Raw genomic sequence first — 23,789 nt, 5'->3', positions numbered from 1 at the left:
AATCCCTGTGATATTCTCTGTTTCGTTCAGGCCGCGGCGCGGCTCTTCTGCCACTCGGCGAAGCTCTGGCCCTTGTCCGCCAGTTCCGTCAGGAGCGCGGCGGGTTGCAGCGATGGGTCGCCCGGTGTTTCGGCCGCCATCTCGCGCAACTTGGCGACGATTGTCGCCAGGCCGGTTTCATCCGCATAGAACATGGGGCCGCCCAGATGCCGGGGCCAGCCATATCCGTTGATCCATACCAGATCGACATCGGACGCCCGCAGCGCGATCCCTTCCTCCAGGATGCGCGCGCCTTCGTTGATGAGCGGGAACAGCAGCCGCTGCACCATTTCCTCTTCCGGAATGTCGCGGCGCGCGATGCCCAGCTTTTCCGATGTCGCGATGATGAGCGCTTCCGTCTCGGCATTGGGATAGGGCGTGCGATCGCCCGGTTCGTAACGGTAATAGCCCGCGCCGGTCTTCTGCCCCAGCCGTCCGCTCTCGACAATGGCATCGGCAATGGGGAAGGGGGTTCCCCGGCGCTTGCGGATCGAATAGCCGATGTCGAGGCCGGACATGTCGTTCGTGGTCAGCGGCCCCATGGGGAAGCCGAGATTGGTGAGCGCGGCGTCAACCTGCTGGGGGAACGCTCCCTGCTGCAGCAGTCGTTCAGCCTGCGCGGAACGCTTGGCGACCATGCGGTTGCCGATGAAGCCGTCGCAATTGCCCGACCAGACCGGCACCTTGCCAATGGCCTTGCCCACCGCCATCGCGGTCAGGATCGCGTCGGGGCTGCTGTGCCTGGCGACCACCACTTCCAGCAGCTTCATGACATTGGCCGGCGAGAAGAAATGCATGCCGACGAAATCCTCCGGCCGTTCCAGCACCGCCGCGATCTCGTCCACGTCGAGCGCCGAGGTGTTGGAGGCGAGGATGGTGCCCGGCTTCACCCGTTTTTCAAGGTCGGCGAAGATCTCCTTCTTGACGTCCATATCCTCGAACACCGCCTCTATCACGATGTCGGCATCGGCCGCCGCACCGCGGTCGGTGGCGCCGGTGATCAGGGCAAGGCGGTCGTCCATCTGCGCCTGCGCAATCGACCCGCGTTTGACCGATGTGGCGTAATTGCCCTGCACGCGCTCCAGGCCGCGGTCCAGCGCCTCCTGCGTCGTGTCGATCACGGTCACGGGAATGCCAGCGCCTGCAAAGCACATGGCGATGCCGCCGCCCATGGTGCCCGCGCCGATGATCGCGGCTTTCTTCACGGGCCGCGCCTTTGCACCCTCCGGCAGACCGGGGATCCGCGCAGCTTCGCGTTCGGCAAAGAAGAGGTGGCGCAAGGCGCGCGATTGGCTGCCCGCCATCAACTCGCGGTTGGCGACGGCGTCGATCGCCAGTGCTTCGTCCAGGCTCAAGGTGAAAGAACGGCGGATGGAATCGATATTGGCCTGTGGCGCCGCCTGTCCCTTGCTGCGCGCCGTCAGCTTCTTTGCCAGCGCGTCGAAGGCTGACGGATCGGCACGGGTCGCCGCCAGCTTCTCGTCACGGTCACGAACCGGCACGGCGGGCATGTTTTCATCGATCACACGGCGGGCGAAGGCGGCGCCCACTGCGGCGGGATCGCCGTCCTCCACGGCATCGACGATCCCCAGATGCAATGCCTGCGCGGCTCCCACCGGCTTGCCGGACAGCACATGTTCCAGCGCTTTTTCCGGACCGATCAGCCGGGGCAGGCGCTGCGTGCCGCCGCCGCCGGCGAACAGGCCAAGGTTGATTTCGGGCAGCCCAACCTTGGCGGACGGAATCGCCACGCGGAAGGCGCAACCCAGCGCCGTTTCCAGCCCGCCGCCCAGCGCGGTGCCGTGGATTGCCGCCACGACCGGCTTGGCTGAACTTTCCAGCGCCGCGATGACGTCCTGCAAGGTGGGTGCCTGGCGCGGCTTGCCGAATTCAGTGATGTCGGCGCCCGCGAAGAAGGTGCGGCCCGCGCAATACAACACGATCGCCTTCACCGCCGGGTCGGCGTTCAGTTCTTCCAGCGCGCCGACCAGGCCCTGCCGCACGCCGATGCCCAGCGCGTTGACGGGCGGATTGTCGCTGACGATGAAGCCGATATCGCCTTCGATGCGGGTGGAGATCTTTTCGTTGATCTGGGTCATGGCTGGATTGTGTGGCCCTGTCTTGTAAAATGCGTCTGAAATCTGTTCCCACAAGCTATTTGCCGGCCGTAACTGTCAAGCTGGCGGCGGCGGCGCAGGCGATGTATCGTGAATGTGAAGGATCGTACCTGCAATCTTCGCATCGCGGCCATCCCCGATTAGGTCGAGGATAGCAGTTTATCCGCGGCATATTGAGCCGCCCTATGGGAAGCGAGCGATGCAGTTCGACTTGAATGAAGAGCAAACCATGTTCCGCGACGCAGTAGCCGCGTTCGCGCAGCGCCATCTGGCGACTGGAGCGCTGGAACGCGCGCACAGCGACGATTATCCGTGGGACGTTGCCAGGATGATGGCCCAACAGGGGCTGATCGGGATTACCGTGCCGGAGGACAAGGGCGGTCTGGGCGGAAGCCTGATGGACGCGGTCATCGCGATCGAAACGGTCGCATCGGTGTGCCCGCGTTCTGCGGATGTTGTGCAGGCCGGCAATTTCGGCGCGATCCGCACCTTTGCCCAGTTCGCGACGGACGCGCAGAAGGAACAATATCTGGCACCCTTGCTGCGTGGCGAGGGGTTGATCTCGGTCGCCATGACGGAACCCAATGCTGGTTCCGCCGTGACCGAACTGACCACCACGGCGGTGGAGGATGGTGACGGCTATCGCATCACCGGGCAGAAGATATTCACTACCCACGGCACCCATGCGACCGTGTTCCTGGTCTATGTCCGTTATGGGCCGGGCACCGGCAATATCGGATCGGTGCTGATCGAGCGCGGGCAGGAGGGCTTCACCTTCGGCAAGCCGATACGCTTCCTGTCGGGCGAGGAATGGAATCCGCTGTTCTTCGACAATGTCTATGTGCCCAAGGACAAGGTGTTGCTGGGACCGGGCGGATTCAAGAAGCAGATGGCCGGCTTCAACGTCGAACGCATCGGCAACACGGCGCGCAGCCTGGCGCTGGGCCGTTACGCGTTCAACGCGGCGGTCGAGCATGCGAAGACGCGCAGGCAGTTCGGCAAGGCGCTATGCGAATTCCAAGGGTTGCAGTGGAAGTTTGCGGAAATGAAGCTGAAACTCGATGCGGCGCAATTGCTGTTGTATCGTGCGGCTACGAATGCGGATGCGGGCCTGCCTTCGCCGGAGGAAACCGCCATTGCCAAGGTTGCATGCAACCGCGCCGGTTTTGAATGCGCCAACGAAGCGATCCAGATCATGGGTGGCGCGGGCTATAGCCAGGACAGCCTGGTCGAATATTGCCTTCGCCGCACGCGGGGGTGGATGATTGCCGGCGGTGCGATAGAAGTGCTGCTCAACCGTATTGCGGAAGGCGTATTCGACATGCGTTTCCCCCAAGGACCCGCAAAAGGCTGACCGGCCAAGGGCTGACAGGTCGGAAGTCGAAACGTCCCGCCAAGGAGAGGATCGGACAATGAACGAGATGATCAGCATGTCGAGGCAGAAAGCCGAGGTGACGGCCGATCGCATCCCGGTCGACGCCTATGTCTCGCGCGATTATGTGCGGCTGGAAAAGGAACGGCTCTGGCCCAGGGTCTGGCAGATGGCCTGCCGCACGGAGGAAATCCCCAATGCGGGTGATTTCTACACCTACGATATCGCGGATGAGTCGATCGCGGTGGTCCGTCAGAAGGACGGGTCGATCGCGGCCTATTTCAACGTCTGTCCTCACCGGGGACGCCGCCTGACGGAAGGTTGCGGCCGGATGGGCAAGTTCCATTGCAAATATCATGGCTGGCAATGGAGCCTTGATGGAAAGCCGACCGAGATCGTCGATCGGCACGACTGGGGCGAAGCGCTGCCTGATGAGGACGTCACCCTGCAAAGGGTGAAGGTCGGGCAATGGGGCGGCTGGGTCTTCATCAATATGGACCCGTACAGCGAAAGCCTGGAGGATTTCCTGGGTGAAGCCAAGACGATCCTCGACCCGTTCGAGATCGAGCATATGCGCTATGCCTGGCGCAAGCGCATCGTCATGCCCTGCAACTGGAAGACCGCGCAGGAAGCCTTCATGGAGGGCTATCATGTGCAGACGACGCACCGGCAGCTGCTGGCCTATCAGGACGACTACACCTATTCGAAGGCCTATGGGAAACATGCGATGTTCGGCTATGCGCCGACCGCGCTTTTCGGCCTGCCCAGTCCGCGCATCAGCGACCAGAGCGGCGACATCCGCAAGGGTTTCTACGAATTCAACAAGGAAATCTGGGACACGTTGCAGGCGACCACCACGCAGGAGATGCTTGCAGCGGGGCGGCGGTTGATGGAATTGCCCGAAGGGGTCGACCCGTTCACCATGTACGGGGCATTCGCTCAGTTCCATGCGGAGGAATCGGCCAAGAGCGGGCGTCCCTTCCCGGCGATCACCGGCGAACAACTGATGAAGGCGGGGACGGACTGGAACATCTTCCCCAACCTCGTCTTCCTGCAACAGGCGACGAACGTGCTGTTCTACCGCGCACGTCCTTATGGCGACGATCCCGACAAGTGCATCTTCGAGGTCAATGTGCTGGAGCGCTACGCACCCGGCGCCGAACCCAAGGTCGAGGTGGAAGATGGCGGCGACGGCAGTGACGGCAAGTGGCGCGCCCTCAACTGGGGCCTCATCCTGGAGCAGGACTTCCAGAATATGGAGGAAGTGCAGAAGGGCATGAAGTCGCAGGCCTTCAAGGCGGCTCGGACCAATCCGGTGCAGGAGGTGGAGATCAGCAATTTCCACCGCGTCTATCACGAATATGTCGGGAAGGTGGACTGAATGGATGAGACGAAGTTCGACGAGGTCGCCGACTTCGTCATCATCGGATCGGGCGGCGGTGCGTTGGCGGCCGGGCTGTATCTGAAATCGATCGGCAAGACGCCGCTGATCCTGGAGAAGACCGACAAGCTGGGCGGTTCGACCGCGATGTCCGGTGGCGTGTTGTGGGTGCCCAACAACCACATCATCAAGGCCAAGGGCATCAAGGACAGCCATGAGATGGCGCGCACCTATATGGATGCGACCGTCGGTAATGATGGCGGGCCGGGCGCCACGCCGGAACGGAAGGAAGCCTATCTGCGCAACGGCCCGGTCATGCTGAAGTGGCTGGAAGAGCAGGGCATGAAATGGCTCCACACCGAAGGCTGGTCGGACTATTATGACGACCGGCCCGGCGGCGTGACGCGCAGCCGCTCCATCGGTGCGCCGATGCTGGACGCGCGCGAGATGGGGCCGCTGTTCGACAAGCTGCGTCTGGGGCCGATGGTGATGCCGCTGCCGACGGACAAGGCAGGCATTATCGGCCTCGCCACGCGCACCCCCCGCGGAATGTGGGAGGGATTGAAGCTGCTGTGGCGCATGCGGATCGTGGCAAGGCGCGGGAAGCCGATACTCAGCTTCGGCGGCGCGCTGCAGGGTCGCCTGCTGATGCTGGCGGACAAGGCCGGCGTCGATATGCGCACCGACTACCCCATCACCGAACTGATCGAGGAGGACGGCAGGATCGTCGGCGTCCTTGCCGAGCATGGCGGCAGGACTCTGCGCATAGGCGCCCGCGACGGTGTGCTGATCAATGCGGGCGGTTTTTCGCGCAATGCGGAGATGCGCAAGAAATATGGGCCGCAGCCCAGTTCGGTCGAATGGACAAACGCCAATCCCGGCGACACCGGGGAATTGATCCAGATCGCCGAAAAACATGGCGCCGCGCTGGATCTGATGGACCAGGCCTGGTGGGTTCCGGGGACGATGCTGCCCGAAGGCGGCCCGGCGAACATGCACAATACCGACATTTCCAAGCCGCATTGCATCATCGTCAACCGTCATGGTCGCCGCATCCTGAACGAAAGCGGCTCCTATATGGAGAATGGCCAGCGTCTGTACCGGAATGACGTGCCGGCCTATGTCATCCTCGATAGTCGCCACCGCAAGCGCTATGCCTGGGGCTATTATCCGCCCGGCAAGACGCCTCAGTCCTGGCTGGACAGCGGCATGATGAAGAAGGCGGAATCGATAGAGGAACTGGCGCGCATGACCGGCATCGATCCGATTGGCCTGAAGGCGGAAATCGAGAAGTTCAACGGCTATTGCGAAACCGGCAAGGATCTGGACTTCAATCGCGGCGGGCGTGGTTATGACAATTGTTTCGGCGATCCGACGGTCAAGCCCAATCCCAATCTGGGCAAGATCGACAAGCCGCCTTTCTATGTCATGGAGATCGTGCCGGGTGATGTCGGTACGTCGGGCGGCATTGTTACCGACGAGAATGCGCGAGTCCTGCGCGCTGACGGATCGGTGATCGATGGTCTCTACGCCACCGGCAATTCGACGGCATCGGTGATGGGCCGCTGCTACCCTGCGGCGGGCGCCAGCATAGGCGCCTCCTTCATCTTCGGATGGATCGCCGCCCACCATGCCGTGGGCAGCAACAGCTGATCAGGGTCAGGCCCCTTCCCATCGGTAAGGGGCCTGTCAGTCGGGCTTCACGTCTGCCGCGGTTTCGCCCGCCATTCACTTGCGGTCATGCCGGCATGTTGACGGAACATTGCCCGGAACAGCCGGCTGTCCGAATAGCCGACCAGTTGCGCGATCCGATCGACCGAGCGCGTGGACTTTTCCAGCATTCGCACCGCCGCCTGGAAGCGGAGCTGCCCCACATAAGCCTTGGGCGAGAGGCCTAGCGCCTTGTGGAATCGGCGATTGAGGGTGGCGGGGCTCGTCGACAGATGCCTGGCCAGTTCGGCCATGTTGATCGGTCCGGTGAAACGCTGCTCGATCCATAATTGCGCCCTGGCGACCATCGGATCGGGCGCCAGCAGTTCCTTCTCCTCATAATCCTGCCCTATGATCGAGGAGAGCCAGCGGGCGATATCGGGGGAGATCATGCGCTCCAGCACCCGGATGATCAACGGCAGATCGTTGCCCATGCCGTTGCCGATCAGCAGATGGCCGTGATCGACCATCCCGAACCGCTCCTCGAAAGGTTGGCGCGGGAACAGGGTGCGCGTGAGCGGCTGCATCGCCCTTGCGACGGGCACTGCGAGATCGGCAGTGAAGCCCCCTGCCATCAGCAGGGTTGACGCTGCCCCGCTCGCCCCGATCACTGCCCCCTGTTCCGACTGGCGATGGAGCCAGTCGATCAATGGGCCTGCCTCCGCCAGGCGGCGCTCCAGCAGTTCGCGTCCACCGGCACGGAAGGCAGGCAGCCAGATGAACGCCATCGGATCGTCCCTGTTCGCCGGACCGTCGACCGGGAAGGAGCGGCCGTCGCCCAGCACCACTGGCCCACCATCTGCGGAAAGAATGTGAAGCTGCGTCTCCATGCGCAACTGCTCTTCCCCGGCGAAAACATGCTCCACCCGATCGCGGGCGATCATGAAGCTGTCCACCAGCGCACCGACGCTGCTGGAATAGGCGCCGGGCAGCGCGACAAGAGCAAAATCAAAAGCCATGATTGAGAGAAAACAGCCGGTATATGCGCAAATTCTCCCTGTCAATCTTTCGCGCCCTGCGCGAACAGCGGCATAGCACGCTGGACGGGTCGGGCCCTTTGGGTCCATCTGCTTGGCAGACTGAGGAGAGAGGCCGCATGCCGGAACCGTTACGCCATTATGACCGTCTGGCCGGCAAGGTCGCCATAGTGACCGGCGCGGGCGCGGAAGGCGATGATATCGGCATTGGCCGTTCCATCGCCCTGCTGATGGGTGCGGAAGGTGCGCGGATCGTTTGCGCCGATCTTGACCTGGCGCGGGCGCAGGCCACTGCCGAGCGGATCGAAGCCAATGGCGGAAATGCCCTGGCGGTGGACGGCGATGTCGCCGATCCGGCAGTGTGCGCCAGGCTGGTCGATGCGGCGGTCACCGCATTCGGCAGGCTGGACATTCTGGTCAACAATGTCGGCATATCCGGTCCCGCCACGCTCGAAACGATGACGCTGGACCAGTGGAACCGGACGATGACCACCAATCTGACCAGCGCGATGTTGATGAGCCAGGCGGCGGTCCCGCATCTGGCGCGCAACGGCGGCGGGTCGATCGTCAACATCTCCTCTCTGGCCGGAATCAGGGCCATGGGCGCCATCGCATATGGGCCGTCCAAGGCAGCGATGGCGCAGCTATCCCGGGAAATTGGCGTCCTGCATGGCCGCGACGGCATCCGCGTCAACACCGTGGCGCCTGGTCATGTCATGACCCCCCACGCGGCCCGTTACATGTCGGACGAGATGCGGGAAATGCGCCGAAGGGTCAGCCCTCTCGGCATCGAGGGCGATGCCTGGGACGTGGCGCAGGCCGTGCTGTTCCTGGCGAGCGACGAGGCCCGCTTCGTCAACGGTGTGGAACTGGCGGTCGACGGCGGCGTGGTGGGGATCGGGCCCTTGGCGGGTCATGCCCTGATCGTCGAACGCTGAGGGCGTGGCCCTCAAAATATCATGACTGCGATGAATGTTGCTCAGGCCATCGTAACGATTGAGTAAAACTATCCTTTCTACATGATCCTTTTCCAGAGCCGCAAAAGCGGCCGTGCCGGCGTGGTGCCGGACGATCAGGAGAGGAAGGATGACCATGTTTCGGTCCGCATTGCTTGCCGCTACATCGATCTTCGCTACAGCCGCCGCTGCACAGGATGCCGCGCCGCAGGCTTCGGGCGTCCAGGTGCCCGACATCGTCGTGACAGCACGCAGGCGCGAGGAAGCTTTGCAGGACGTGCCGATTTCGATCACCGCCGTGAGCGGCGACTCGCTCGCGCGAAGCGGCGTCAGCGACGCGCTCGGGCTGCAAAGCCGCGTACCTTCACTCAGCCTGACCAACCAGGGCACAAGCCGCAACGAACTGGGCTTTGCCATTCGCGGTCAGCGTACCCAGGAATCGCAACTGCTCACCGACCCGCCGGTCGGCACCTATTTCGCCGAAGTGGTCCAGGCCCGCAGCGTCGGCTTTGCCTATGCGCTCTACGATCTTCAATCGACCCAGGTGCTGAAGGGCGTGCAGGGTACATTGTTCGGTCGGAACATGACTGGCGGCGCCGTGCTGATCGAACCCAACAAGCCGGTGGACGAATTTCATGCCGAACTGCGTGGGCAGGTCGGCAATTATGACATGCACGACATTTACGGCATGGTGAACGTGCCCCTGACGGAAGGCCTGGCGGTACGTTTCGCGGGCAAGATCAGGAAACGCGACGGCTTCACGACGGATGTGCTGACCGGCCGCGACTATGACGACCAGAATTACAAGACTTTCCGTGCATCAATCCGCTTCGCGCCGACGCCCGAATTCGAATCCAATACGATCGTCGACTATATCAAGACGAACGAGCATGGCACGGCGCTGGTGGGTACGGCCGCCAATCCTGCCGCGCCAGCCATCGCCGGATATACGGTGCTGCGCGGGTTCGGCTTTCCCGTCTCGGATGTCGTGGGGCAGTTCGCGGCGCAGCAGGCGCGTCCGCATTATACCTTCGCTTCCGGATCGGGCACTGGCGGCACGCTCGACGCCTACCAGACCCAGCCGTTTGAAAGGCTGAAGAACAGGGGCGTCACCAATCGCACGACATACAGCCTGGACAATATCACGTTCAAGAATATCATCGGCTACCGCAAACTGGACTTTGATCAGGTCATGGATCTGGACGGCGTGCCCGCCTATCTTATCAATTCCAATCGCTACCGCAGTATCGAGCAGTTCAGCGAAGAGTTCCAGGTCCAGGGGAAGGCGATAGAGAACCGGCTCGATTATGTGCTGGGCGCTTATTATTTCGTGGAAAAGGGGAAGGACGGTTCCACGTCCAGCCAGTTCCCGGAACTGGCTATCGTCGGTGCGGGACTGCCGCTCAATACGCCCGCGGCGACTTTCCTCAACGCTTATGCTGGTAGCGGCAAGGCGAAGACGTTCGCGCTGTTCGCGGCGGGCACCTACGCCTTTACCGATCAGTTCAAGCTGTCCGCCGGTCTTCGCTATACGACCGACAAGCGCAATGCGCGCATTTTTGCCTATTATCCCAATCTGGGCAGATGCCTGTTCCGCGTGGATACCGGCACGACCTCCTTCGTGCCTTCGTCGCTGGCCGATTGTCCGCAGACGAACAGCAAGAAATGGGACGCCGTCACCTGGGACGTTACCCTGCAATATGAACCGAATGCCAATCTGACGACCTATATTTCAACCCGTCGCGGCTTCCGCTCCGGCGGTTTCTCGTTGCGCGCGGCATCCACCGAAGAATTGAAGCCCTTTGATCCGGAAACGGTGCAGGAATATGAGGTGGGGCTCAAGACGCGCCATGCCCTGGGCGGCGCCACGCTGACCAGCAATCTTGCCATCTTCTACCAGGATTACAAGAACGTCCAGAAGCAGACATCGTCGATCGACAGTGCCGGCAATGTCAACACCGTCATCGACAATACCGCTCGTCAGAAGAACTATGGCGGAGAACTGGAACTGGGCCTTATCGCTGGTCCGCTCAATATCAGCGCCTTCTATTCCTATGTCGGGGTCGATATCACCAGCGGCCGTCAGCCGGGCGAATTTGAACTGGTCGGCTCGCCCCATCATCAGATGGGCGCCAATGTCAGCTATGAAATCCCGCTGTCGGGCGATGCCGGCGCGATCAACCTCAATGCCAATATCAGCTATCGGACCAAGCAGCACCTCGACAAGAATGACGTGCAGGGCGCGGAACCGGGTTATGAGCTGGTGAACTTGCGTGCCGGCTGGGACAATATCTTCGGCACCGGGCTGGGCGCTGCGGCTTTCGTTAACAATCTTACCAAGAGCTATTATCGGGTGGGCGTGATTGGCATCTACAATGAGGCCGGTTATATTTCCTCGGTCTATGGTGAACCGCGCACCTATGGTGCGGAATTGTCCTATAAATTTTAAGCCGGGGGATCGGCGCCGGACTTTCGGGTCCGGCGCCGATGACTGTCGGCAGGGGCGAACAGGGCGATTCCGTCTGTCGGTCCCTTCCGCCACGCCATCAACGGACCGATGCTTGCCGAATAATCTGTCCACCCCGTGCGAGAGGTTCTAACGCGGCGGAATGGACAGCAGCAGACAAGGCTATCACGACAATGCGCGCGGCGCGCTGTGGATGCTGGCCTCCGGCTTCGCCTACAGCATCGCCATGGCTCTGGTGAAACTGCTGGGCGACGACTATTCCTCGGCAACGCAGAATTTCGTGCGGCAAGGGGTCGGCCTGATGGCGCTTTCCCCTTTCATCCTGCGGCAACCCCGCAACGCGTTCACGCTACGTCGACCGATGCTGATGATCCTGCGTTGCGCGGCGACCAGCCTGTCGATCATCCTCGCCTTCAACAGCTTTCATCTTCTGGGCCTGGCCGAAGCCAACGCGCTGTCCTTCACCCGCACCCTGTTCCTCGTCCCGCTGGCCGCCCTTTTGCTGGGCGAAAGGCTGGACCGGCAACGGCTCTTCGCCACGCTCGTCGGTTTTGCAGGAGTGCTGATCATCATCGCGCCCGGCTCCGCTCATTCGCTGATCGGCTGGGCGGCCGTTCAGGGCTTGCTTGCCGCATTGCTCGTCTCCTGGTCAGTGATCAGCGTGAAGCAGATGTCGCGGGATCATAGCGACCTGGCACTGCTGACCTGGTCAACATTGCTGGGCCTGATCTTCACCGCGCCCTTGGCCTTCAGCAGTTGGCGGACCCCCACGGCAGAGGATGCGCTGCTGCTGGTCGTCATGGGCGTGCTCGGCGTCGTGACGCAGGCCTGCTATATTCGCGGCATGACTTTGGGAGAGGCGAGCCTGATGGGGCCGCTCGACTATGTCCGCATCCTCTTCACCACGGCGCTGGGTTATCTGATGTTCAGCGAATGGCCGCAGCCCGGAACCTATCTGGGTTCTGCCCTTATCATCGGCACAGCCATCTACATCACCCTGCATGGACGCCGGCGCGCCTGATCCTGCCGCATTCGCAATGCGCAAATGCGGCGTCGAAGGACGGGGCCTTTCTACCCTAGGGAAAAGGCGCCAGCTCAGCCTCGCTCGACGTCCGGGCCAAAATCAGGCGTGGCGGCCGCCGTCCAGGGCAGGTGGCGGAAATAGCGCGCGCCTGCCTCCGCCTGGTTATGCACGGGGGTGAGCGGGTTTTCGTCCCATATCTCCCCGATCCGCTGGGCGACCCGTTCAGCGCTGATCTCCGGATCGAAAATCTCTGCGGTCTCGGCAAAGATCAGGCTCGACAGGCGGCCGCCGCCGGTCAGCAGGATGCGGCCCGTTGCCGCACAATCGCGGCTCAGGAACCAGGCCATCGCCGCCGCCACCTTTTCCGGCGGCAGATTGTCGCGGAACCAGGCGACCGTGGTAGCATCAGGGATCTGCTCTACCAGTCGCGAATAGGATGTCGGCATCACGGCATTCACCAAAATGCCGAGCGGCTTGCCCTCGATCGCGGCATCCAGAGTGAGGCCCAGCATGCCTGCTTTTGCCGCGCCATAGGGGGCATTGCCGCCCACGCCCAGTGCGCCGTTGGAACTGACGTTGAGGATCCGGCCATAGCGGTTTTCCGCCATGTGCGGCCATGCTGCGCGCATCAGATGATGGCCGCCAATGAGGTTGGTTGCATAATGGCGCTCGATCGCGTCGTCATCATACGCGGTGAAGGGGCCGGCAATGGCAGTACCGGCATTGTTGACGAGAATGTCGATCCGTCCGAACGCGTCCAGCGCCGCCCGGGTGATCGCTCGCGCATTGCCCGCCGTACCCACCGCCAGCCCATTGGCAATGGCCTGTCCGCCAGCCGCGATTATTTCATCCACCACGGCCTGGGCCGGCGCAGCACTGCCATTCTGCTCGCCCAGAACGCCTCCGCCATAGTCATTGACGACGACGGCAGCGCCGCGGCGCGCCAGTTCCAGCGCATAGGCGCGCCCCATGCCGCCGCCTGCTCCCGTCACGATGGCCACCTGGCCGGAGAAATCTATGGTCATGCTGTCATCGCCTTCACCAGTTCCGGCATGATCTCCGCGCCGGAAGCAAAAGAGCTGGTCCATTCGGGTTGCGCGGTCAAACCGCGCATCACGCTGTCTATATCGCCCTCGGACAATTTATGAACGGGGCCTTCCAATATCTGCACACGGCGGACATTGCCTGCGCCCGCATGGTAGATGCCGCCCGAAGTGCTGCATCGATCGCTGCACAGCCAGCCGACGACCGGCGCGACATGATCCGGTGAGGCATAGCCGGCCCACTCGGCTGGAATGCTGCCTGCCGACATGGGCGTGTAGGCGGCGGGAGCGATCACATTGACGCATATGTCCGCGCCCGTGGGGACGTCGATGGTCAGCGAACGCGCAATGCCGACCATCGCCGCCTTGGACGCCGCATAATCGGCCGAGCCGACCTGTCCCCACAACCCCGCGCTGGAACCGGTCAGCACGATACGCCCATATCCCGCCTCCGCCATCGCCGGCCATATGGCCTTCAACCCCACCAGCACGCCGTGAAGGTTGATCTCCAGCAGCGCATTCATTTCGTCCAGCGTGACGCTGCCGAAGTCACGGAACGCCTGAACGCCGGCATTGCTGATGAAAATGTCGGGTGTACCGAAATGCTGGCGGGCGATCCGCACCATCTCCTCGGCGGCTTCCGGCGTCTGTACCGGTCCGTCATGCACGACCGCCCGGCCACCCGCCGCCACGATTTCCTCGCAGACCGTCCGGGCTGAGGAGGAGCCGTCGGGTGCCTTGCGGTTGCTGACCACGACGGCGCAACCATGCGCCGCGAGCCAATGCGCATAGGCGCGGCCAAGGCCCTTGGTCGCGCCGGTGACAATCGCGGTGCGGCCCGCGAAATCAAGTGCGCCGCTCATAACATCATCTGTCCGCCGTCGACGTTGATCGTCTGTCCCGTCACATAGCGGCTGTCGTCACTCGCCAGGAACAGCGCGGCGGGCCCGATGTCCTCCATGCAGTCCCCGAGATAGCCGAGCGCGACCAGCTTCATCACCTTCTCCGCCTCTTCCGGGAAATCCTTGACCCATTGCTGGGCAATCGGGCTGAGCGCGGCCGGGCAGATCACATTGACCCGGATCTTGTACTTGCCCAGTTCCCGGGCCGCGGTGCGGGAAAGGCCGCGAATGGCCTCCTTCGTCGCGGCATAGGCGGCAAAGCCGATGCCGCCGTGAATGCCCTCATAGGAACCGAAGTTGATGATCGTGCCGCCCTTCTCCTTCATATGGGGGACGGCCGCCTGCATATGCTGGAAGGTTCCATAGAGACCGGATTCGATCGTCATCGCGAAAAGGGCGTCGTCCGTATCCTCGAACAGGGTGCCGGGTTTCGACGTCTGGGCATTGTTCACCAGAATGTCGATCCCGCCGAACAGTTCGACCGCCTTCGCCACGGCGGCCTCCGCATCCGCCCGCACGCCTGCGGTTCCGGCGATCCATGCTGCCTCTCCGCCGTCGGCTGCAAGGCCGGCGACGGCTGCTTCCAGCTTGTCGGGGGTACGGCCGGTGATCAGCACCCTCGCCCCTTCACGCAGGAAAACCTGCGCGATGCCCAGACCCACGCCCTGGCCGCCGCCGGTGACGATCGCGACCCTGCCGCTTAATCTGCCCGCCATATTCTCTCCTTTTGATCTTCATGTTCCGGGGTCGATGAACTCCCGCAGCGCGCGGTGGAAATTCGACACGCTGCGCTCCTGCACCGGATTTGTGCGTGAACCCTTGAAGCCCGTGGAACGCATGCCCCGCTGCACTTCGGTCATATTCTCAAAGTCCTGGGTCAGGATCAGGCCCCAGCCGTCATGATCGCGCCAATCCTCAAAGGTCTGCCGCTCCAGCGGCGGTTCCTGCCCTTCAGGATAGAGGACCAGCGAATAGACTTCGAAGATGCATCGTTCAGGATCATTCCGGTCCGGCCGTGCGCGATAGGCCAGCATCGCGTCGGGCGCAGGCAGGAACACCATGTTGGGGAACAGATGCCAGTCGGCTCCCGCGCGCGCGATCTCCTCCGGCGTAAGCGAAGGGAAGGGGATGCCCCGTTCCTGCGCTGCCTCGAAGGCGATCTGCCCATATTTCATCAGCACGTCGAGCAGGGATGCGTTCTCGGGCAACTCATCAACAAGCCGGTCTGCCAGTTCCGACATATGTGGCGGGATGGAGGCTTTCAGATCCTCCTCCAGCATCAGGACGAAATCCCGGACATTACGTCGATAATCGACCCGCACGCTGGCCAGACGTGGCGATCGTTCGCCCAGCGAAATGCGCCCCGGCGCAAGCTGGTAGCTGCCATGGCGCCCTTCGGCGAAGGACAGTGCCTCATCATCGTGGACCGGCAGCAATTGGCTGTGGGTGGTCTGGACATGATAGCCTTCGTTGAAGGCTTCCAGCGCTGTCTTCCAGTTGCAATCGATTCCGGTGCGCTTGTACCAGCGATAGCGCATCTTCTCGAAGGGATAGTTGCGGAAAACCTCAGGAATGGGGGAGAGGAAATCGAGCAGGGGCTCGGCATCCCCGTCCATGCAGATGAAGACGAAACCGCCCCAGCGATCGACCCTGACCTGCGGCAGGGCGACGTCCTCGTCCTTCAGGCTGCCGTCCCAATTGTCCCGGTCGACGACATGGGCGATCGTTCCGTCGAGCTTCCAGGACCAGCCGTGAAAGCGGCAGAACAGACGGGCCGCGTGGCCGCACCCCTCCGTCAGCCGGCGTCCACGATGTTGGCACGCATTATGATAGGCCGCTATCCGTTCAGGCGCGACTCGCACGACGATGATGGATTCATCCAGTATGTCGTAAGTGACATAATCACCGACGCGGGGGATTTCCTCTTCCCGACAGGCCATCTGCCATGCGCGGGGCCAGAGCCGCTGCTGTTCCAGACGAGCGAAATCGCGGCTGACATAATCTTCTTTCGGGATGAAATCCTCCGGTCCCGACTTCTTCCTGCATAAGATCTTCGGCTGCACCGTGCCGGATGGCTGGTTCACGATTCCCGCCCTCTCCTGTGATTGGACATCAGCTTCCCGCCTGCGCATGGCGCAAGTCAATGTCGCCGCCGCCTCGCCCTCAGATCATCGCCAGTCTGATCCCTCGCCGTCGGCCCACCAGGGCTGCGGCGCGACCCTGCACTACCGTTCACATGGGTGCCGTCGTGTCGCCATGGGCGGCGATGGAGGCCATGATCTCCTCCGTCGTGGGATTGCGGCGCAGCGTCAGGCCGCCGGTCACATGGAAGGTCTGGCCCGTCATGAAACATTCGTCGCTGGCCATGAACAGGGCCGCATTGGCGATGTCCTCCACCGTCGTGATCCGCCCCAGCGGGTATTCCCTTGCATAGGCTTCCACCATGCCCGGCACGTTGAAGCCGCCCAGCATCGGCGTGATGGTGAGGCCCGGCGCAAGGATGTTGGCGCGGATGCCATGCCTGCCATATTCATATGCGACAAAGCGCGTCATATGGTTGAGCGCGGCCTTGGCGCCCATATAGCTGCAATGATCGTCGGACATGATGTCGGCCACGGCCGAGGAGATATTGATGATCGCGCCGCCCCGTCCGTTCCGGCGTTCGCGCTTCATGGCCCCGACCATCACCTGCATGAAGAACATTCCGCCCTTGAAGATGATGGAGAGCATCGAATCGATCTGCTCCTCCGTCTCCTCCTCGAAGGGTGCGAGAAAGCCGATCGCGGCCGCATTGACGGCGATGTCGATCGCACCATGCTGCGCCAGTACAGCATCGGCCAGCGACTGGATCTGATCGCGGCTGCGGATGTCGCACGGGATGGCGGTGGCTCCGGTCGCGGCGGCGAACGCGTCCAGTCCCTCCCTGCCGCGACCTGACACGACGACATGCGCGCCTTCCTCAAGGAAGCGTTTGGCGATCGCTTGCCCCATATTGCCTTCGCGGGTCGCGCCCATGATCACTGCGACCTTGCCTGTCAGACGGCTCATGATGCTCTCCTTATTCCATATCGTTCGATGAATGCGCGATCAGCGACTCAAAGTCGGAATAGGCCAGGGACTTGCGGCGGAAGACCGCATTGGCGCGCAACGCTGTCTCGCCGTCCGCGCTGAAGCGGCATTGCGCGAAGGCAAGGTTGGGCGTCCAGCGCAGGATTTCCGCCCGCCCTTCGACCCACTGTCCCTCGACGGCGGCGCCCAGGAAATCGATGCCGAGCGAAACGGTCGGTCCACTAAGCCCGGTGATGAAGCCGACATTCAGGCCCATGACGACATCGGCCATCGTCGCCCAGGTGCCGCCATGACAATTGCCGCGCGGATTGCAGTGCTGGGGTCCGACGCGAAAGCCCATGGTGACATAGCCGTCCGCTTCCTGGCGCACGTAGACGGGATCGAAGGCCCGCATGACTTCGTCCAATTGCTTCAGCCGACGGAAGCCCGCCACCATCTTCGCCTGCTCTACCCCGATGTTCCGCATGATCCGGCAGGACTGCCCCGGACACCCCTCGGGAGCAAGATGGACGGAGGGCAAGGATCACATGACCGATAGACCGGCTGGAAGGCATCGCCAGCGTGGTACATGGCGCGCTATGTTGGGTCATGATGACCTTGGAGAGCGGAATATGGGCATGAAATGGCTGAAATCGACGGACTGCATTAGCTTTGCGGTGCGCGACAATGTGGCCCGCATCACCCTGAATCGCCCTGAAAAGCGCAATGCCCTGTCGGGTCAGACGCTCAAGGAACTGCATCAGGCGCTGCTGGAAGCGGACGACCGGCGCGACGCCAACGTCATCATGCTTTCGGGGGAAGGGCGCGATTTTTGCGCTGGCTATGATCTGACGGACAGCTATGGCGGTGCAGCCGACGCGGCGACGGAATATGATCCGGCCGATTACCGCAGCCGTGCAGGAACGATCGACGACGACATCTGGAACCTGGAACGGCAACAGGAACTGACCTCCATCATGCTGGACCTGCACAAGCCGATCGTGGCGAAGGTCCAGGGCAATTGCCTGGCTGGCGGCACGGACCTGGCCTTCTCCTGCGACATCGTGCTGGCGGCTGATGATGCGAAGATCGGCTTTCCCGCCGCCCGCGCGAATGGCACGCCGCCCACGAACCTGTGGTTCTACCATTGCGGACCGCAGTGGACCAAGCGCATGCTGTTCACGGGCGACACGATCAGCGGCATCGACGCGGCGCGCATCGGCCTGGTGCTGGAGGCCTATCCGGCGGCGGAACTGGATTTCGAGGCGGATGAAATGGTGCGCCGCATCGGCAGCGTCGACGCCGAGATACTCGCCACGCACAAGCGCGTCGTCAATGCGCAGATGGAACTGGCCGGCGCGAAGCAGTCCCTGCGCTATGCCGCCGAACTGGACGCCCGCGCGCATCTCAGCACTGGTCCACGCCGCAGCCAGTTCCGCAAGGACATGGCGGAAAAAGGGTTGAAGGAGGCGCTGACCAATCGCGATGCGCCATTCGGCAAGGGGCGGATCGAACTGCGCGCGCGGCGCCCCCAATCGGAATGACGGTGCCGCCGCATCCTTCACAATTGCGATATGGATCGGCCGGGGCTTTCATGCCGGGCAAAACATGGCAGATGCTGGACGCCGTATAGCAAGAATCCGGCCTTTCGAAAGGACGTCTGAAAATGACCAACAGGGCAACCCCCGATGCGGCGACCCAGATAGAAATCTACCGCCGCATGGCGCTGATCAAGGCGAATGACGAACGGTCGCGGAAGGTCATCATGAACGGGCGGCTGGTCATGCCCTATTACAGCCCGCGCGGTCAGGAGGTGATCCCCAGCGCCATTTCGGTCAATCTGACCGATGAGGATTATATCTGCACCATCTATCGCGGCAGCCATGACCAGCTTGCCAAGGGCCTGCCGCTCAAGGATCTGTGGGCGGAAGTCGCCGGTCGCACGACCGGCACCTGCAAGGGCAAGGGCGGTCCGATGCACGTCACCTATCCCACCAAGGGCATCATGGTGACGACCGGCATCGTCGGATCCACCATGCCGATCGCCAATGGCCTGGCCTGGGGCTCCCAATTGCGCGGCGATGGCCGCGTGACGGTCGCTTCCTTCGGCGATGGCGCCGCCAATATCGGCGCATTCCACGAATCGCTCAATCTGGCCGCCGTCTGGAAATTGCCGGTGATCTTCGTTTGCCAGAACAATGAATGGGGCGAGCATACCGCCTATGACAAGACCAGCAACGTCAAGGTAGCCGATCGCGCCGCCGCCTATGGCATGCCGGGCGTGCGGGTGGACGGCAACGACCCATTCGAAATGTACGCCGTCGCCAACGAGGCGATCGCCCGCGCCCGCGCCGGCGAGGGGCCGACCCTGATCGAGGCGATGACCTATCGCTTCTTTGGCCACGTCTTCGGCGATGTCGACGCCTATATGGACAAGGCGCGCAAGGCCGATGCAATGGCGAACGATCCCGTTCCCCGCTTCCGCGCGTCGCTGATCGAAAGAGGCGTCGCGAGCGAGGAGCAACTGGCCGAGATGGAAGCCGCCATCGAGAAGGAGATCGACGAGGCGGTCGAATTCGCTCTGGCGAGCGACTTCCCCGGCGTGGAGGAACTGAAGCGCGACGTGTTCGCGGAGGAGATGGCCTGATGAACGCCGAGACCACAATGGCCCCTGAAAATACCGTGAAGGCCGCCAAGGCAAATATCCTCCAGGGCATCAACGCCGCCATTGCCGACGCGATGGAAGAGGATGACAATGTCATCGCGCTTGGCGAGGATCTGGCCGACCCCGAGGAGGGCGGCGTGTGCGGCGTCACCAGGGGGCTTTCCTCGCGCTTTGGCGAACATCGGGTGCGCTCCACGCCCATTTCCGAACAGGCGATCATCGGCGCGGCCATCGGTGCGAGCCTGGTGGGCTTCAAGCCCATTGCAGAGATCATGCTGATGAACTTCACGACCGTGGCGATGGACATGATCGTGAACCATGCCGCGAAGCTGCGTTTCATGTCGGGTGGCCAGACCCATGTGCCTATCGTCATCCGCACCATGACGGGGACGGGATTCGCCAGCGGCGGGCAGCATTGCGACTATCTGGAAGCCTGGTTCGCGCATACCGCGGGCATCAAGGTCGTCGCGCCTTCCAGCCCGAAGGATGCCTATGGCCTGATGCGCAGCGCCATCGATGATCCTGATCCGGTGCTGTTCATCGAGAATCTGCCGTCCTACTGGACACCTGCCGAAGCGCCGGAAAGGGGCCATCGCGTACCCATCGGCAAGGCCAATGTGCTGAGCGAAGGCAGCGATGTCACCATCATCGCCTATGCGCGCATGATCCAGGAGGCGATGCCCGCCGTCGCGAAGCTGAAGGAGGCGGGCATTTCCGCCGAGCTGATCGACCTGCGCACCATCGCGCCCTGGGACAAGGAAACGGTGGTGAACTCCGTCGCCCGGACCGGCCGCGCCATCATCGTGCATGAGGCGGTGACGCCCTTTGGCGCCGGCGCGGAAATCGCGGCCGTGCTGAACGAGGAACTGTTCGGCAAGCTCAAGGCTCCGGTCAAGCGGCTGGGCGGCGCATTCTGCCCGGTTCCGTTCTCCAAGCCGCTGGAAACCGCATTTGCCCCGCAGACCGCGGACATCGTCGCGGCTGCTGAAGCCATCATCAAATCCTAATATCGCGCAGGGAGTTTTCCATGGCTGTTGAAGTATTGCTGCCCAAGATCGGTTTCTCGATGAACGAAGGCACGCTGGCCGAATGGCTGGTGGAAGATGGCGGCCAGGCCGTCGAGGGCCAGCCGCTCTATGCGCTGGAATCGGAAAAATCCACGCAGGAAGTGGAAAGCCCCGCCAGCGGCACTCTCAAGATCATTGCCCAGATCGGGGAAACCTATGAGGTCGGCACCCTTCTGGCGACGATCGAGTAATCGGCATGCGTTATATCCTGCATGTGACCTCGCGCGCGGTACCCGGGCGCGAGGCGGAATATGACCGCTGGTACGAAGATGTTCACTCCGCCGAGATGTGCCGGTTGCCGGGCATATTGTCCTGCACCCGGTACAGGGAACTGGACATGAGCGGCGTCGAAACCGGCCTGTTCGTTGCCGATTACGAGGTCGAGACGAATGATCCAGCGGCCTTGCTGGAAAGCGTTTTCGCGGCGGCCCCGACCATGCAGTTGACCGACTCCATAGATTTGGAAAGCCCCCGCTTCACATTCCTCAAGCCGACGGGATCCCAGCACATATGAGCGATTTGCTCGCAGGTCTTGCGCCCTGGCCGACGGGCGATTTCTCGGTCTTCGGCGAGGTCGAGCAGCGGCCTCTCAGCAAGATCCAGAAGTTCGTCGCGGCGTTCCTGGGTCGTAACTGGGTCGCCATTCCGCACGTCACTCATCAGGATGAGGCGGACATCACGGCTCTGGAGGAAAGGCGCAAGGCCCATAATGCCGGCGGCGGTACAAAGCTGACGGCGGTGCCGCTGCTTGTGAAGGCGCTGGCCGATGGCCTGGCTGCCTTTCCGCAGTTCAACGCCTCGCTCGATCCGGCGAGCGCCACGCTGACGCTCAAGAAATATGTGCATGTCGGCGTGGCGGTCGATACGCCCGGCGGCCTGCTGGTGCCTGTCATCCGCGACTGCGACCGTAAGTCCGTGACGCAGATTGCGGAGGAAATCGTCGCCTTGTCGGAGAAGGCACGAACGAAGGGCCTGTCCATGGCGGAAATGTCCGGCGGCTGTATCACCCTGACCTCACTGGGGCATATCGGCGGAACCGGGTTCACGCCTATCGTCAATGCGCCGGAAGTCGCGATCCTGGGCGTCACCCGCGCGCGGCCCGTTCCGGTTCCGGCTGACGACGGGGGGATTGCCTGGCGGCAGATGCTGCCTTTGTCTCTCAGCTACGATCATCGCGTCATCAACGGCGCCGATGCGGCGCGCTTCTGCCGCTTCATTGCCGACAGGCTGGCCTCCGCCGAACTTTTCGCCTGAAGCCTGATCGCGATTTTGACGACTGCCTGCTTTTGGCGGATCGACATGGGGCGGAACTGCCTCATGTCGATCCGCCGAATATCACCGGCCCGCTCTCATGGCCGCAAGTGCGGCCGCCGTTTCGTTCCAGATCGTTCCCATATCCGGGTGCTGGCGCGCCTTTTCCTGGTAGCCGGCAAGATTGCGACGGTCAGCAAGTGGATCGTCCAGTTCAAAGATGCTGGCGACGACCTCGCAGAGCAAAAGGCTGGGCAGCAGGACGCAGTCCGCCTTGCTGATGGCGCCGCCCACGGCGAACATGGCGTCGGTCACGAATTGATCGCAAAGCCCCAGGCCGTTGCGCCAGTTGGCGATCTCAGCCGCGGTCACCGCTTCGTCCCTGGTTGCTGGATCCATCTGTTTGAACAGGCGGGACATGGCGGGCGTCGCATAGAGTTCGAAACTGCGGATGATGTTTCGCATCCGCACCCGTTCAGCCGGGTCCGAGGGCATCAGGGAAGGCGCCGGGAACTGTTCGTCCAGATAGTCCAGGATAGTTTCGGACTCGGCGATCGCCAGCCCTTCGTCTGTCACCAGCACCGGCAATTTGCCGATGGGATTGATCGCAAGATATTCGGGCGACCGCGTGCTGCCGCCCGGTGGCGGTTGCATGTCATAGCCCAGCTTCTTGACGCGCAGGGCCAGCCGGACGCGCGCCGCGAAGGGCGAAAGAGTGACGGCGTAGAGGATCATGCGTCGTCTCCTTCGTGATAGAGGTGCGCCAGCGTTCCGGCGAGCGGCGTCGGAACGAAGCCATCGCCAAAGGGCCATTCGATCATGCCCGCCGCCGCCATGGTGCCGCCGTCGACGTGCATTGTCATGCCCGACACGAAAGTCGACAGGTCCGAACCCAGAAACAGAACGGCGTTCGCCAGGGCGTCGACCGGCGGTTGCTCTCCCCTGGGGATGTACATCTCCATCCCCTTGCCCCTGACATGGGCAGGCAGTTTCGCAAAGCCCTCCGCGAAGGAGGGAGGCATGGCAGCCACATTGCCCTGGCTCAGGGTCGTGTCCGGGGCGATGCAACTGACGCGGATCCTGTCCTTGCCCAGTTCGACCGCCATCGAGCGGGTGAAGTTGGTGGTCGCCGCCTTGGCGCCTGCATAGACAGAGAAGCTGGCGGCGCCGCGATGCGCCTCTATCGTGGTGAAATTGATGATGCTGCCGCCGTCGCCGGAACGCTTGATCAGCGGCACTGCACGCTGCACCGACTGGACCACATAGCCGTAATTGCGGTGAATATCGCGCGCGATGTCGGCCCGACTCGCTTCGGAAAGCAATTGCCTTCTGGTTCCGCCCGCCACGTTCACCACTATGTCGAGGCGCGGATAGGCGCGTTCGACATTGTCGTAAAAGGCGTCGAGCGCCGCTTCGTCGGTGGCATCCGCGGTCATGGCCGTGACCCGACGGCCCACCGCCTTGATCGCGCGCTCTGTGTCGGTCAGCGCCGCCGCATCGATGTCGCAGATCGCCAGGTCCACACCCGCCTTGGCCAATGCCAGCGAAATGCCGGCGCCAATGCCGCCGCCACCGCCGATAATGGCGGCCACTTTCCCTGCCAGATTGGCGCGCTCATCCAGAAAACCGCTCATTCCAGGCTCCTCTCTCTGCAGGGTTGTTGCAAGGTTGCATGCAAAACGGCAAGGCCGCCGCCACAGGCATCAAAAGGCCGATGGGACGGGCAGGATGCCTGTGTCGCGCGCGATTTCGATGTAGGATGCATGCGAA

22 protein-coding genes are annotated in these 23,789 nt (G+C 62.6%); 12 read left to right on the top strand and 10 right to left on the bottom strand.

All coding sequences use genetic code 11. The features are described from left to right. Positions 1–26: 26 nt before the first annotated feature. Complete coding sequence (locus MRBLSP13_RS01325; RefSeq protein WP_363752191.1) at positions 27–2,138, bottom strand: 3-hydroxyacyl-CoA dehydrogenase NAD-binding domain-containing protein; 2,112 nt, start codon at positions 2,136–2,138, stop codon at positions 27–29. 217 nt (positions 2,139–2,355) lie between these two features. Between MRBLSP13_RS01325 and MRBLSP13_RS01320 the strand changes: the two genes are divergently transcribed. The 3 genes from MRBLSP13_RS01320 to MRBLSP13_RS01310 are packed head-to-tail and all read left to right on the top strand — an operon-like array spanning position 2,356 to position 6,562. Beyond that, positions 2,356–3,510, top strand: a complete 1,155-nt coding sequence (locus tag MRBLSP13_RS01320; RefSeq protein WP_363752188.1) for an acyl-CoA dehydrogenase family protein — start codon at positions 2,356–2,358, stop codon at positions 3,508–3,510. A 58-nt stretch (positions 3,511–3,568) separates the two neighbouring features. Next, positions 3,569–4,909, top strand: coding sequence for an aromatic ring-hydroxylating oxygenase subunit alpha (locus MRBLSP13_RS01315; RefSeq protein WP_363736205.1), 1,341 nt, complete (start codon positions 3,569–3,571; stop codon positions 4,907–4,909). Then, positions 4,910–6,562, top strand: a complete 1,653-nt coding sequence (locus MRBLSP13_RS01310; protein WP_363752185.1) for an FAD-binding protein — start codon at positions 4,910–4,912, stop codon at positions 6,560–6,562. Positions 6,563–6,609: 47 nt separating this feature from the next. On the opposite strand, the gene MRBLSP13_RS01305 is transcribed toward MRBLSP13_RS01310, so the two are convergent. Beyond that, positions 6,610–7,578 (bottom strand): GlxA family transcriptional regulator, encoded by a 969-nt coding sequence (locus MRBLSP13_RS01305; RefSeq protein WP_363752183.1) that lies wholly within the window; start codon positions 7,576–7,578, stop codon positions 6,610–6,612. Between the two features lie 137 nt (positions 7,579–7,715). On the opposite strand from MRBLSP13_RS01305, the gene MRBLSP13_RS01300 reads away from it, so the two are divergent. The 3 genes from MRBLSP13_RS01300 to MRBLSP13_RS01290 all read left to right on the top strand — a co-directional run bounded on the left by MRBLSP13_RS01300 (position 7,716) and on the right by MRBLSP13_RS01290 (position 12,040). Continuing rightward, the gene (locus MRBLSP13_RS01300) at positions 7,716–8,534 is read left to right on the top strand and encodes an SDR family NAD(P)-dependent oxidoreductase (protein ID WP_363752181.1); all 819 of its coding nucleotides are present in this window, start codon (positions 7,716–7,718) and stop codon (positions 8,532–8,534) included. Between the two features lie 148 nt (positions 8,535–8,682). After that, positions 8,683–11,001: a TonB-dependent receptor gene (locus MRBLSP13_RS01295; protein ID WP_363736200.1), complete on the top strand. Its 2,319-nt coding sequence runs from the start codon at positions 8,683–8,685 to the stop codon at positions 10,999–11,001. 160 nt (positions 11,002–11,161) lie between these two features. Then, positions 11,162–12,040, top strand: coding sequence for a DMT family transporter (locus tag MRBLSP13_RS01290; protein WP_363752179.1), 879 nt, complete (start codon positions 11,162–11,164; stop codon positions 12,038–12,040). Positions 12,041–12,114: 74 nt separating this feature from the next. Here MRBLSP13_RS01290 and MRBLSP13_RS01285 read toward each other — a convergent pair whose 3' ends face one another. From MRBLSP13_RS01285 to MRBLSP13_RS01260, 6 genes are all read right to left on the bottom strand, one after another. Further along, positions 12,115–13,068 (bottom strand): SDR family NAD(P)-dependent oxidoreductase, encoded by a 954-nt coding sequence (locus tag MRBLSP13_RS01285; protein WP_363736197.1) that lies wholly within the window; start codon positions 13,066–13,068, stop codon positions 12,115–12,117. Then, on the bottom strand, positions 13,065–13,949 hold the full coding sequence (locus tag MRBLSP13_RS01280; RefSeq protein WP_363752177.1) for an SDR family NAD(P)-dependent oxidoreductase: 885 nt from the start codon (positions 13,947–13,949) through the stop codon (positions 13,065–13,067). The genes MRBLSP13_RS01285 and MRBLSP13_RS01280 overlap by 4 nt, the downstream gene beginning before the upstream one ends. Then, on the bottom strand, positions 13,946–14,704 hold the full coding sequence (locus tag MRBLSP13_RS01275) for an SDR family NAD(P)-dependent oxidoreductase (RefSeq protein WP_133651291.1): 759 nt from the start codon (positions 14,702–14,704) through the stop codon (positions 13,946–13,948). Before MRBLSP13_RS01275 ends, MRBLSP13_RS01280 begins: the two co-directional genes overlap by 4 nt. Positions 14,705–14,722: 18 nt before the next feature. Continuing rightward, positions 14,723–16,072 carry an aromatic ring-hydroxylating dioxygenase subunit alpha gene (locus tag MRBLSP13_RS01270; protein WP_363752174.1) on the bottom strand — a complete coding sequence of 450 codons (1,350 nt, stop codon included), beginning with the start codon at positions 16,070–16,072 and terminating at the stop codon, positions 14,723–14,725. 148 nt (positions 16,073–16,220) lie between these two features. Continuing rightward, positions 16,221–17,036 (bottom strand): SDR family NAD(P)-dependent oxidoreductase, encoded by an 816-nt coding sequence (locus MRBLSP13_RS01265; RefSeq protein ID WP_363752172.1) that lies wholly within the window; start codon positions 17,034–17,036, stop codon positions 16,221–16,223. A 10-nt stretch (positions 17,037–17,046) separates the two neighbouring features. After that, a complete protein-coding gene (locus tag MRBLSP13_RS01260; protein ID WP_363736192.1) occupies positions 17,047–17,523 on the bottom strand; it encodes a PaaI family thioesterase in 477 nt (158 codons plus the stop codon). A gap of 151 nt (positions 17,524–17,674) precedes the next feature. Here MRBLSP13_RS01260 and MRBLSP13_RS01255 point away from each other — a divergent pair, with 151 nt between their 5' ends. The 6 genes from MRBLSP13_RS01255 to MRBLSP13_RS01230 all read left to right on the top strand — a co-directional run bounded on the left by MRBLSP13_RS01255 (position 17,675) and on the right by MRBLSP13_RS01230 (position 22,022). Continuing rightward, on the top strand, positions 17,675–18,580 hold the full coding sequence (locus MRBLSP13_RS01255) for a crotonase/enoyl-CoA hydratase family protein (protein WP_363736191.1): 906 nt from the start codon (positions 17,675–17,677) through the stop codon (positions 18,578–18,580). Positions 18,581–18,702: 122 nt separating this feature from the next. Further along, positions 18,703–19,683, top strand: coding sequence for a thiamine pyrophosphate-dependent dehydrogenase E1 component subunit alpha (locus tag MRBLSP13_RS01250; protein ID WP_363752169.1), 981 nt, complete (start codon positions 18,703–18,705; stop codon positions 19,681–19,683). Further along, complete coding sequence (locus MRBLSP13_RS01245; RefSeq protein WP_363736186.1) at positions 19,683–20,708, top strand: alpha-ketoacid dehydrogenase subunit beta; 1,026 nt, start codon at positions 19,683–19,685, stop codon at positions 20,706–20,708. Before MRBLSP13_RS01250 ends, MRBLSP13_RS01245 begins: the two co-directional genes overlap by 1 nt. A 20-nt stretch (positions 20,709–20,728) precedes the next feature. Beyond that, on the top strand, positions 20,729–20,959 hold the full coding sequence (locus MRBLSP13_RS01240) for a biotin/lipoyl-containing protein (protein ID WP_013849477.1): 231 nt from the start codon (positions 20,729–20,731) through the stop codon (positions 20,957–20,959). Between the two features lie 5 nt (positions 20,960–20,964). Beyond that, the gene (locus tag MRBLSP13_RS01235; RefSeq protein ID WP_363736183.1) at positions 20,965–21,282 is read left to right on the top strand and encodes a hypothetical protein; all 318 of its coding nucleotides are present in this window, start codon (positions 20,965–20,967) and stop codon (positions 21,280–21,282) included. Further along, a complete protein-coding gene (locus MRBLSP13_RS01230) occupies positions 21,279–22,022 on the top strand; it encodes a 2-oxo acid dehydrogenase subunit E2 (protein WP_363736181.1) in 744 nt (247 codons plus the stop codon). Before MRBLSP13_RS01235 ends, MRBLSP13_RS01230 begins: the two co-directional genes overlap by 4 nt. An 81-nt stretch (positions 22,023–22,103) precedes the next feature. Here the strand turns inward: MRBLSP13_RS01230 and MRBLSP13_RS01225 are convergent, their stop codons facing one another. Both MRBLSP13_RS01225 and MRBLSP13_RS01220 read right to left on the bottom strand, forming a co-directional pair. Then, on the bottom strand, positions 22,104–22,754 hold the full coding sequence (locus MRBLSP13_RS01225) for a glutathione S-transferase family protein (RefSeq protein ID WP_363736179.1): 651 nt from the start codon (positions 22,752–22,754) through the stop codon (positions 22,104–22,106). Then, on the bottom strand, positions 22,751–23,653 hold the full coding sequence (locus MRBLSP13_RS01220) for an SDR family NAD(P)-dependent oxidoreductase (RefSeq protein ID WP_363736177.1): 903 nt from the start codon (positions 23,651–23,653) through the stop codon (positions 22,751–22,753). Before MRBLSP13_RS01220 ends, MRBLSP13_RS01225 begins: the two co-directional genes overlap by 4 nt. Positions 23,654–23,789 lie beyond the last annotated feature (136 nt).

Source organism: Sphingobium sp. LSP13-1-1.1 (assembly GCF_040676415.1).
GTDB lineage: Bacteria > Pseudomonadota > Alphaproteobacteria > Sphingomonadales > Sphingomonadaceae > Sphingobium.
This window is presented reverse-complemented; position numbering and strand designations above follow the sequence as displayed.

What these genes read in the sequence shown, in the direction of transcription:
- MRBLSP13_RS01325 (WP_363752191.1), bottom strand. Translation starts at nt 2,138, where the DNA reads ATGACCCAGATCAACGAAAAGATCTCCACCCGCATCGAAGGCGATATC.
- MRBLSP13_RS01320 (WP_363752188.1), top strand. Translation starts at nt 2,356, where the DNA reads ATGCAGTTCGACTTGAATGAAGAGCAAACCATGTTCCGCGACGCAGTA.
- MRBLSP13_RS01315 (WP_363736205.1), top strand. Translation starts at nt 3,569, where the DNA reads ATGAACGAGATGATCAGCATGTCGAGGCAGAAAGCCGAGGTGACGGCC.
- MRBLSP13_RS01310 (WP_363752185.1), top strand. Translation starts at nt 4,910, where the DNA reads ATGGATGAGACGAAGTTCGACGAGGTCGCCGACTTCGTCATCATCGGA.
- MRBLSP13_RS01305 (WP_363752183.1), bottom strand. Translation starts at nt 7,578, where the DNA reads ATGGCTTTTGATTTTGCTCTTGTCGCGCTGCCCGGCGCCTATTCCAGC.
- MRBLSP13_RS01300 (WP_363752181.1), top strand. Translation starts at nt 7,716, where the DNA reads ATGCCGGAACCGTTACGCCATTATGACCGTCTGGCCGGCAAGGTCGCC.
- MRBLSP13_RS01295 (WP_363736200.1), top strand. Translation starts at nt 8,683, where the DNA reads ATGACCATGTTTCGGTCCGCATTGCTTGCCGCTACATCGATCTTCGCT.
- MRBLSP13_RS01290 (WP_363752179.1), top strand. Translation starts at nt 11,162, where the DNA reads ATGGACAGCAGCAGACAAGGCTATCACGACAATGCGCGCGGCGCGCTG.
- MRBLSP13_RS01285 (WP_363736197.1), bottom strand. Translation starts at nt 13,068, where the DNA reads ATGACCATAGATTTCTCCGGCCAGGTGGCCATCGTGACGGGAGCAGGC.
- MRBLSP13_RS01280 (WP_363752177.1), bottom strand. Translation starts at nt 13,949, where the DNA reads ATGAGCGGCGCACTTGATTTCGCGGGCCGCACCGCGATTGTCACCGGC.
- MRBLSP13_RS01275 (WP_133651291.1), bottom strand. Translation starts at nt 14,704, where the DNA reads ATGGCGGGCAGATTAAGCGGCAGGGTCGCGATCGTCACCGGCGGCGGC.
- MRBLSP13_RS01265 (WP_363752172.1), bottom strand. Translation starts at nt 17,036, where the DNA reads ATGAGCCGTCTGACAGGCAAGGTCGCAGTGATCATGGGCGCGACCCGC.
- MRBLSP13_RS01260 (WP_363736192.1), bottom strand. Translation starts at nt 17,523, where the DNA reads ATGCGGAACATCGGGGTAGAGCAGGCGAAGATGGTGGCGGGCTTCCGT.
- MRBLSP13_RS01255 (WP_363736191.1), top strand. Translation starts at nt 17,675, where the DNA reads ATGAAATGGCTGAAATCGACGGACTGCATTAGCTTTGCGGTGCGCGAC.
- MRBLSP13_RS01250 (WP_363752169.1), top strand. Translation starts at nt 18,703, where the DNA reads ATGACCAACAGGGCAACCCCCGATGCGGCGACCCAGATAGAAATCTAC.
- MRBLSP13_RS01245 (WP_363736186.1), top strand. Translation starts at nt 19,683, where the DNA reads ATGAACGCCGAGACCACAATGGCCCCTGAAAATACCGTGAAGGCCGCC.
- MRBLSP13_RS01240 (WP_013849477.1), top strand. Translation starts at nt 20,729, where the DNA reads ATGGCTGTTGAAGTATTGCTGCCCAAGATCGGTTTCTCGATGAACGAA.
- MRBLSP13_RS01235 (WP_363736183.1), top strand. Translation starts at nt 20,965, where the DNA reads ATGCGTTATATCCTGCATGTGACCTCGCGCGCGGTACCCGGGCGCGAG.
- MRBLSP13_RS01230 (WP_363736181.1), top strand. Translation starts at nt 21,279, where the DNA reads ATGAGCGATTTGCTCGCAGGTCTTGCGCCCTGGCCGACGGGCGATTTC.
- MRBLSP13_RS01225 (WP_363736179.1), bottom strand. Translation starts at nt 22,754, where the DNA reads ATGATCCTCTACGCCGTCACTCTTTCGCCCTTCGCGGCGCGCGTCCGG.
- MRBLSP13_RS01220 (WP_363736177.1), bottom strand. Translation starts at nt 23,653, where the DNA reads ATGAGCGGTTTTCTGGATGAGCGCGCCAATCTGGCAGGGAAAGTGGCC.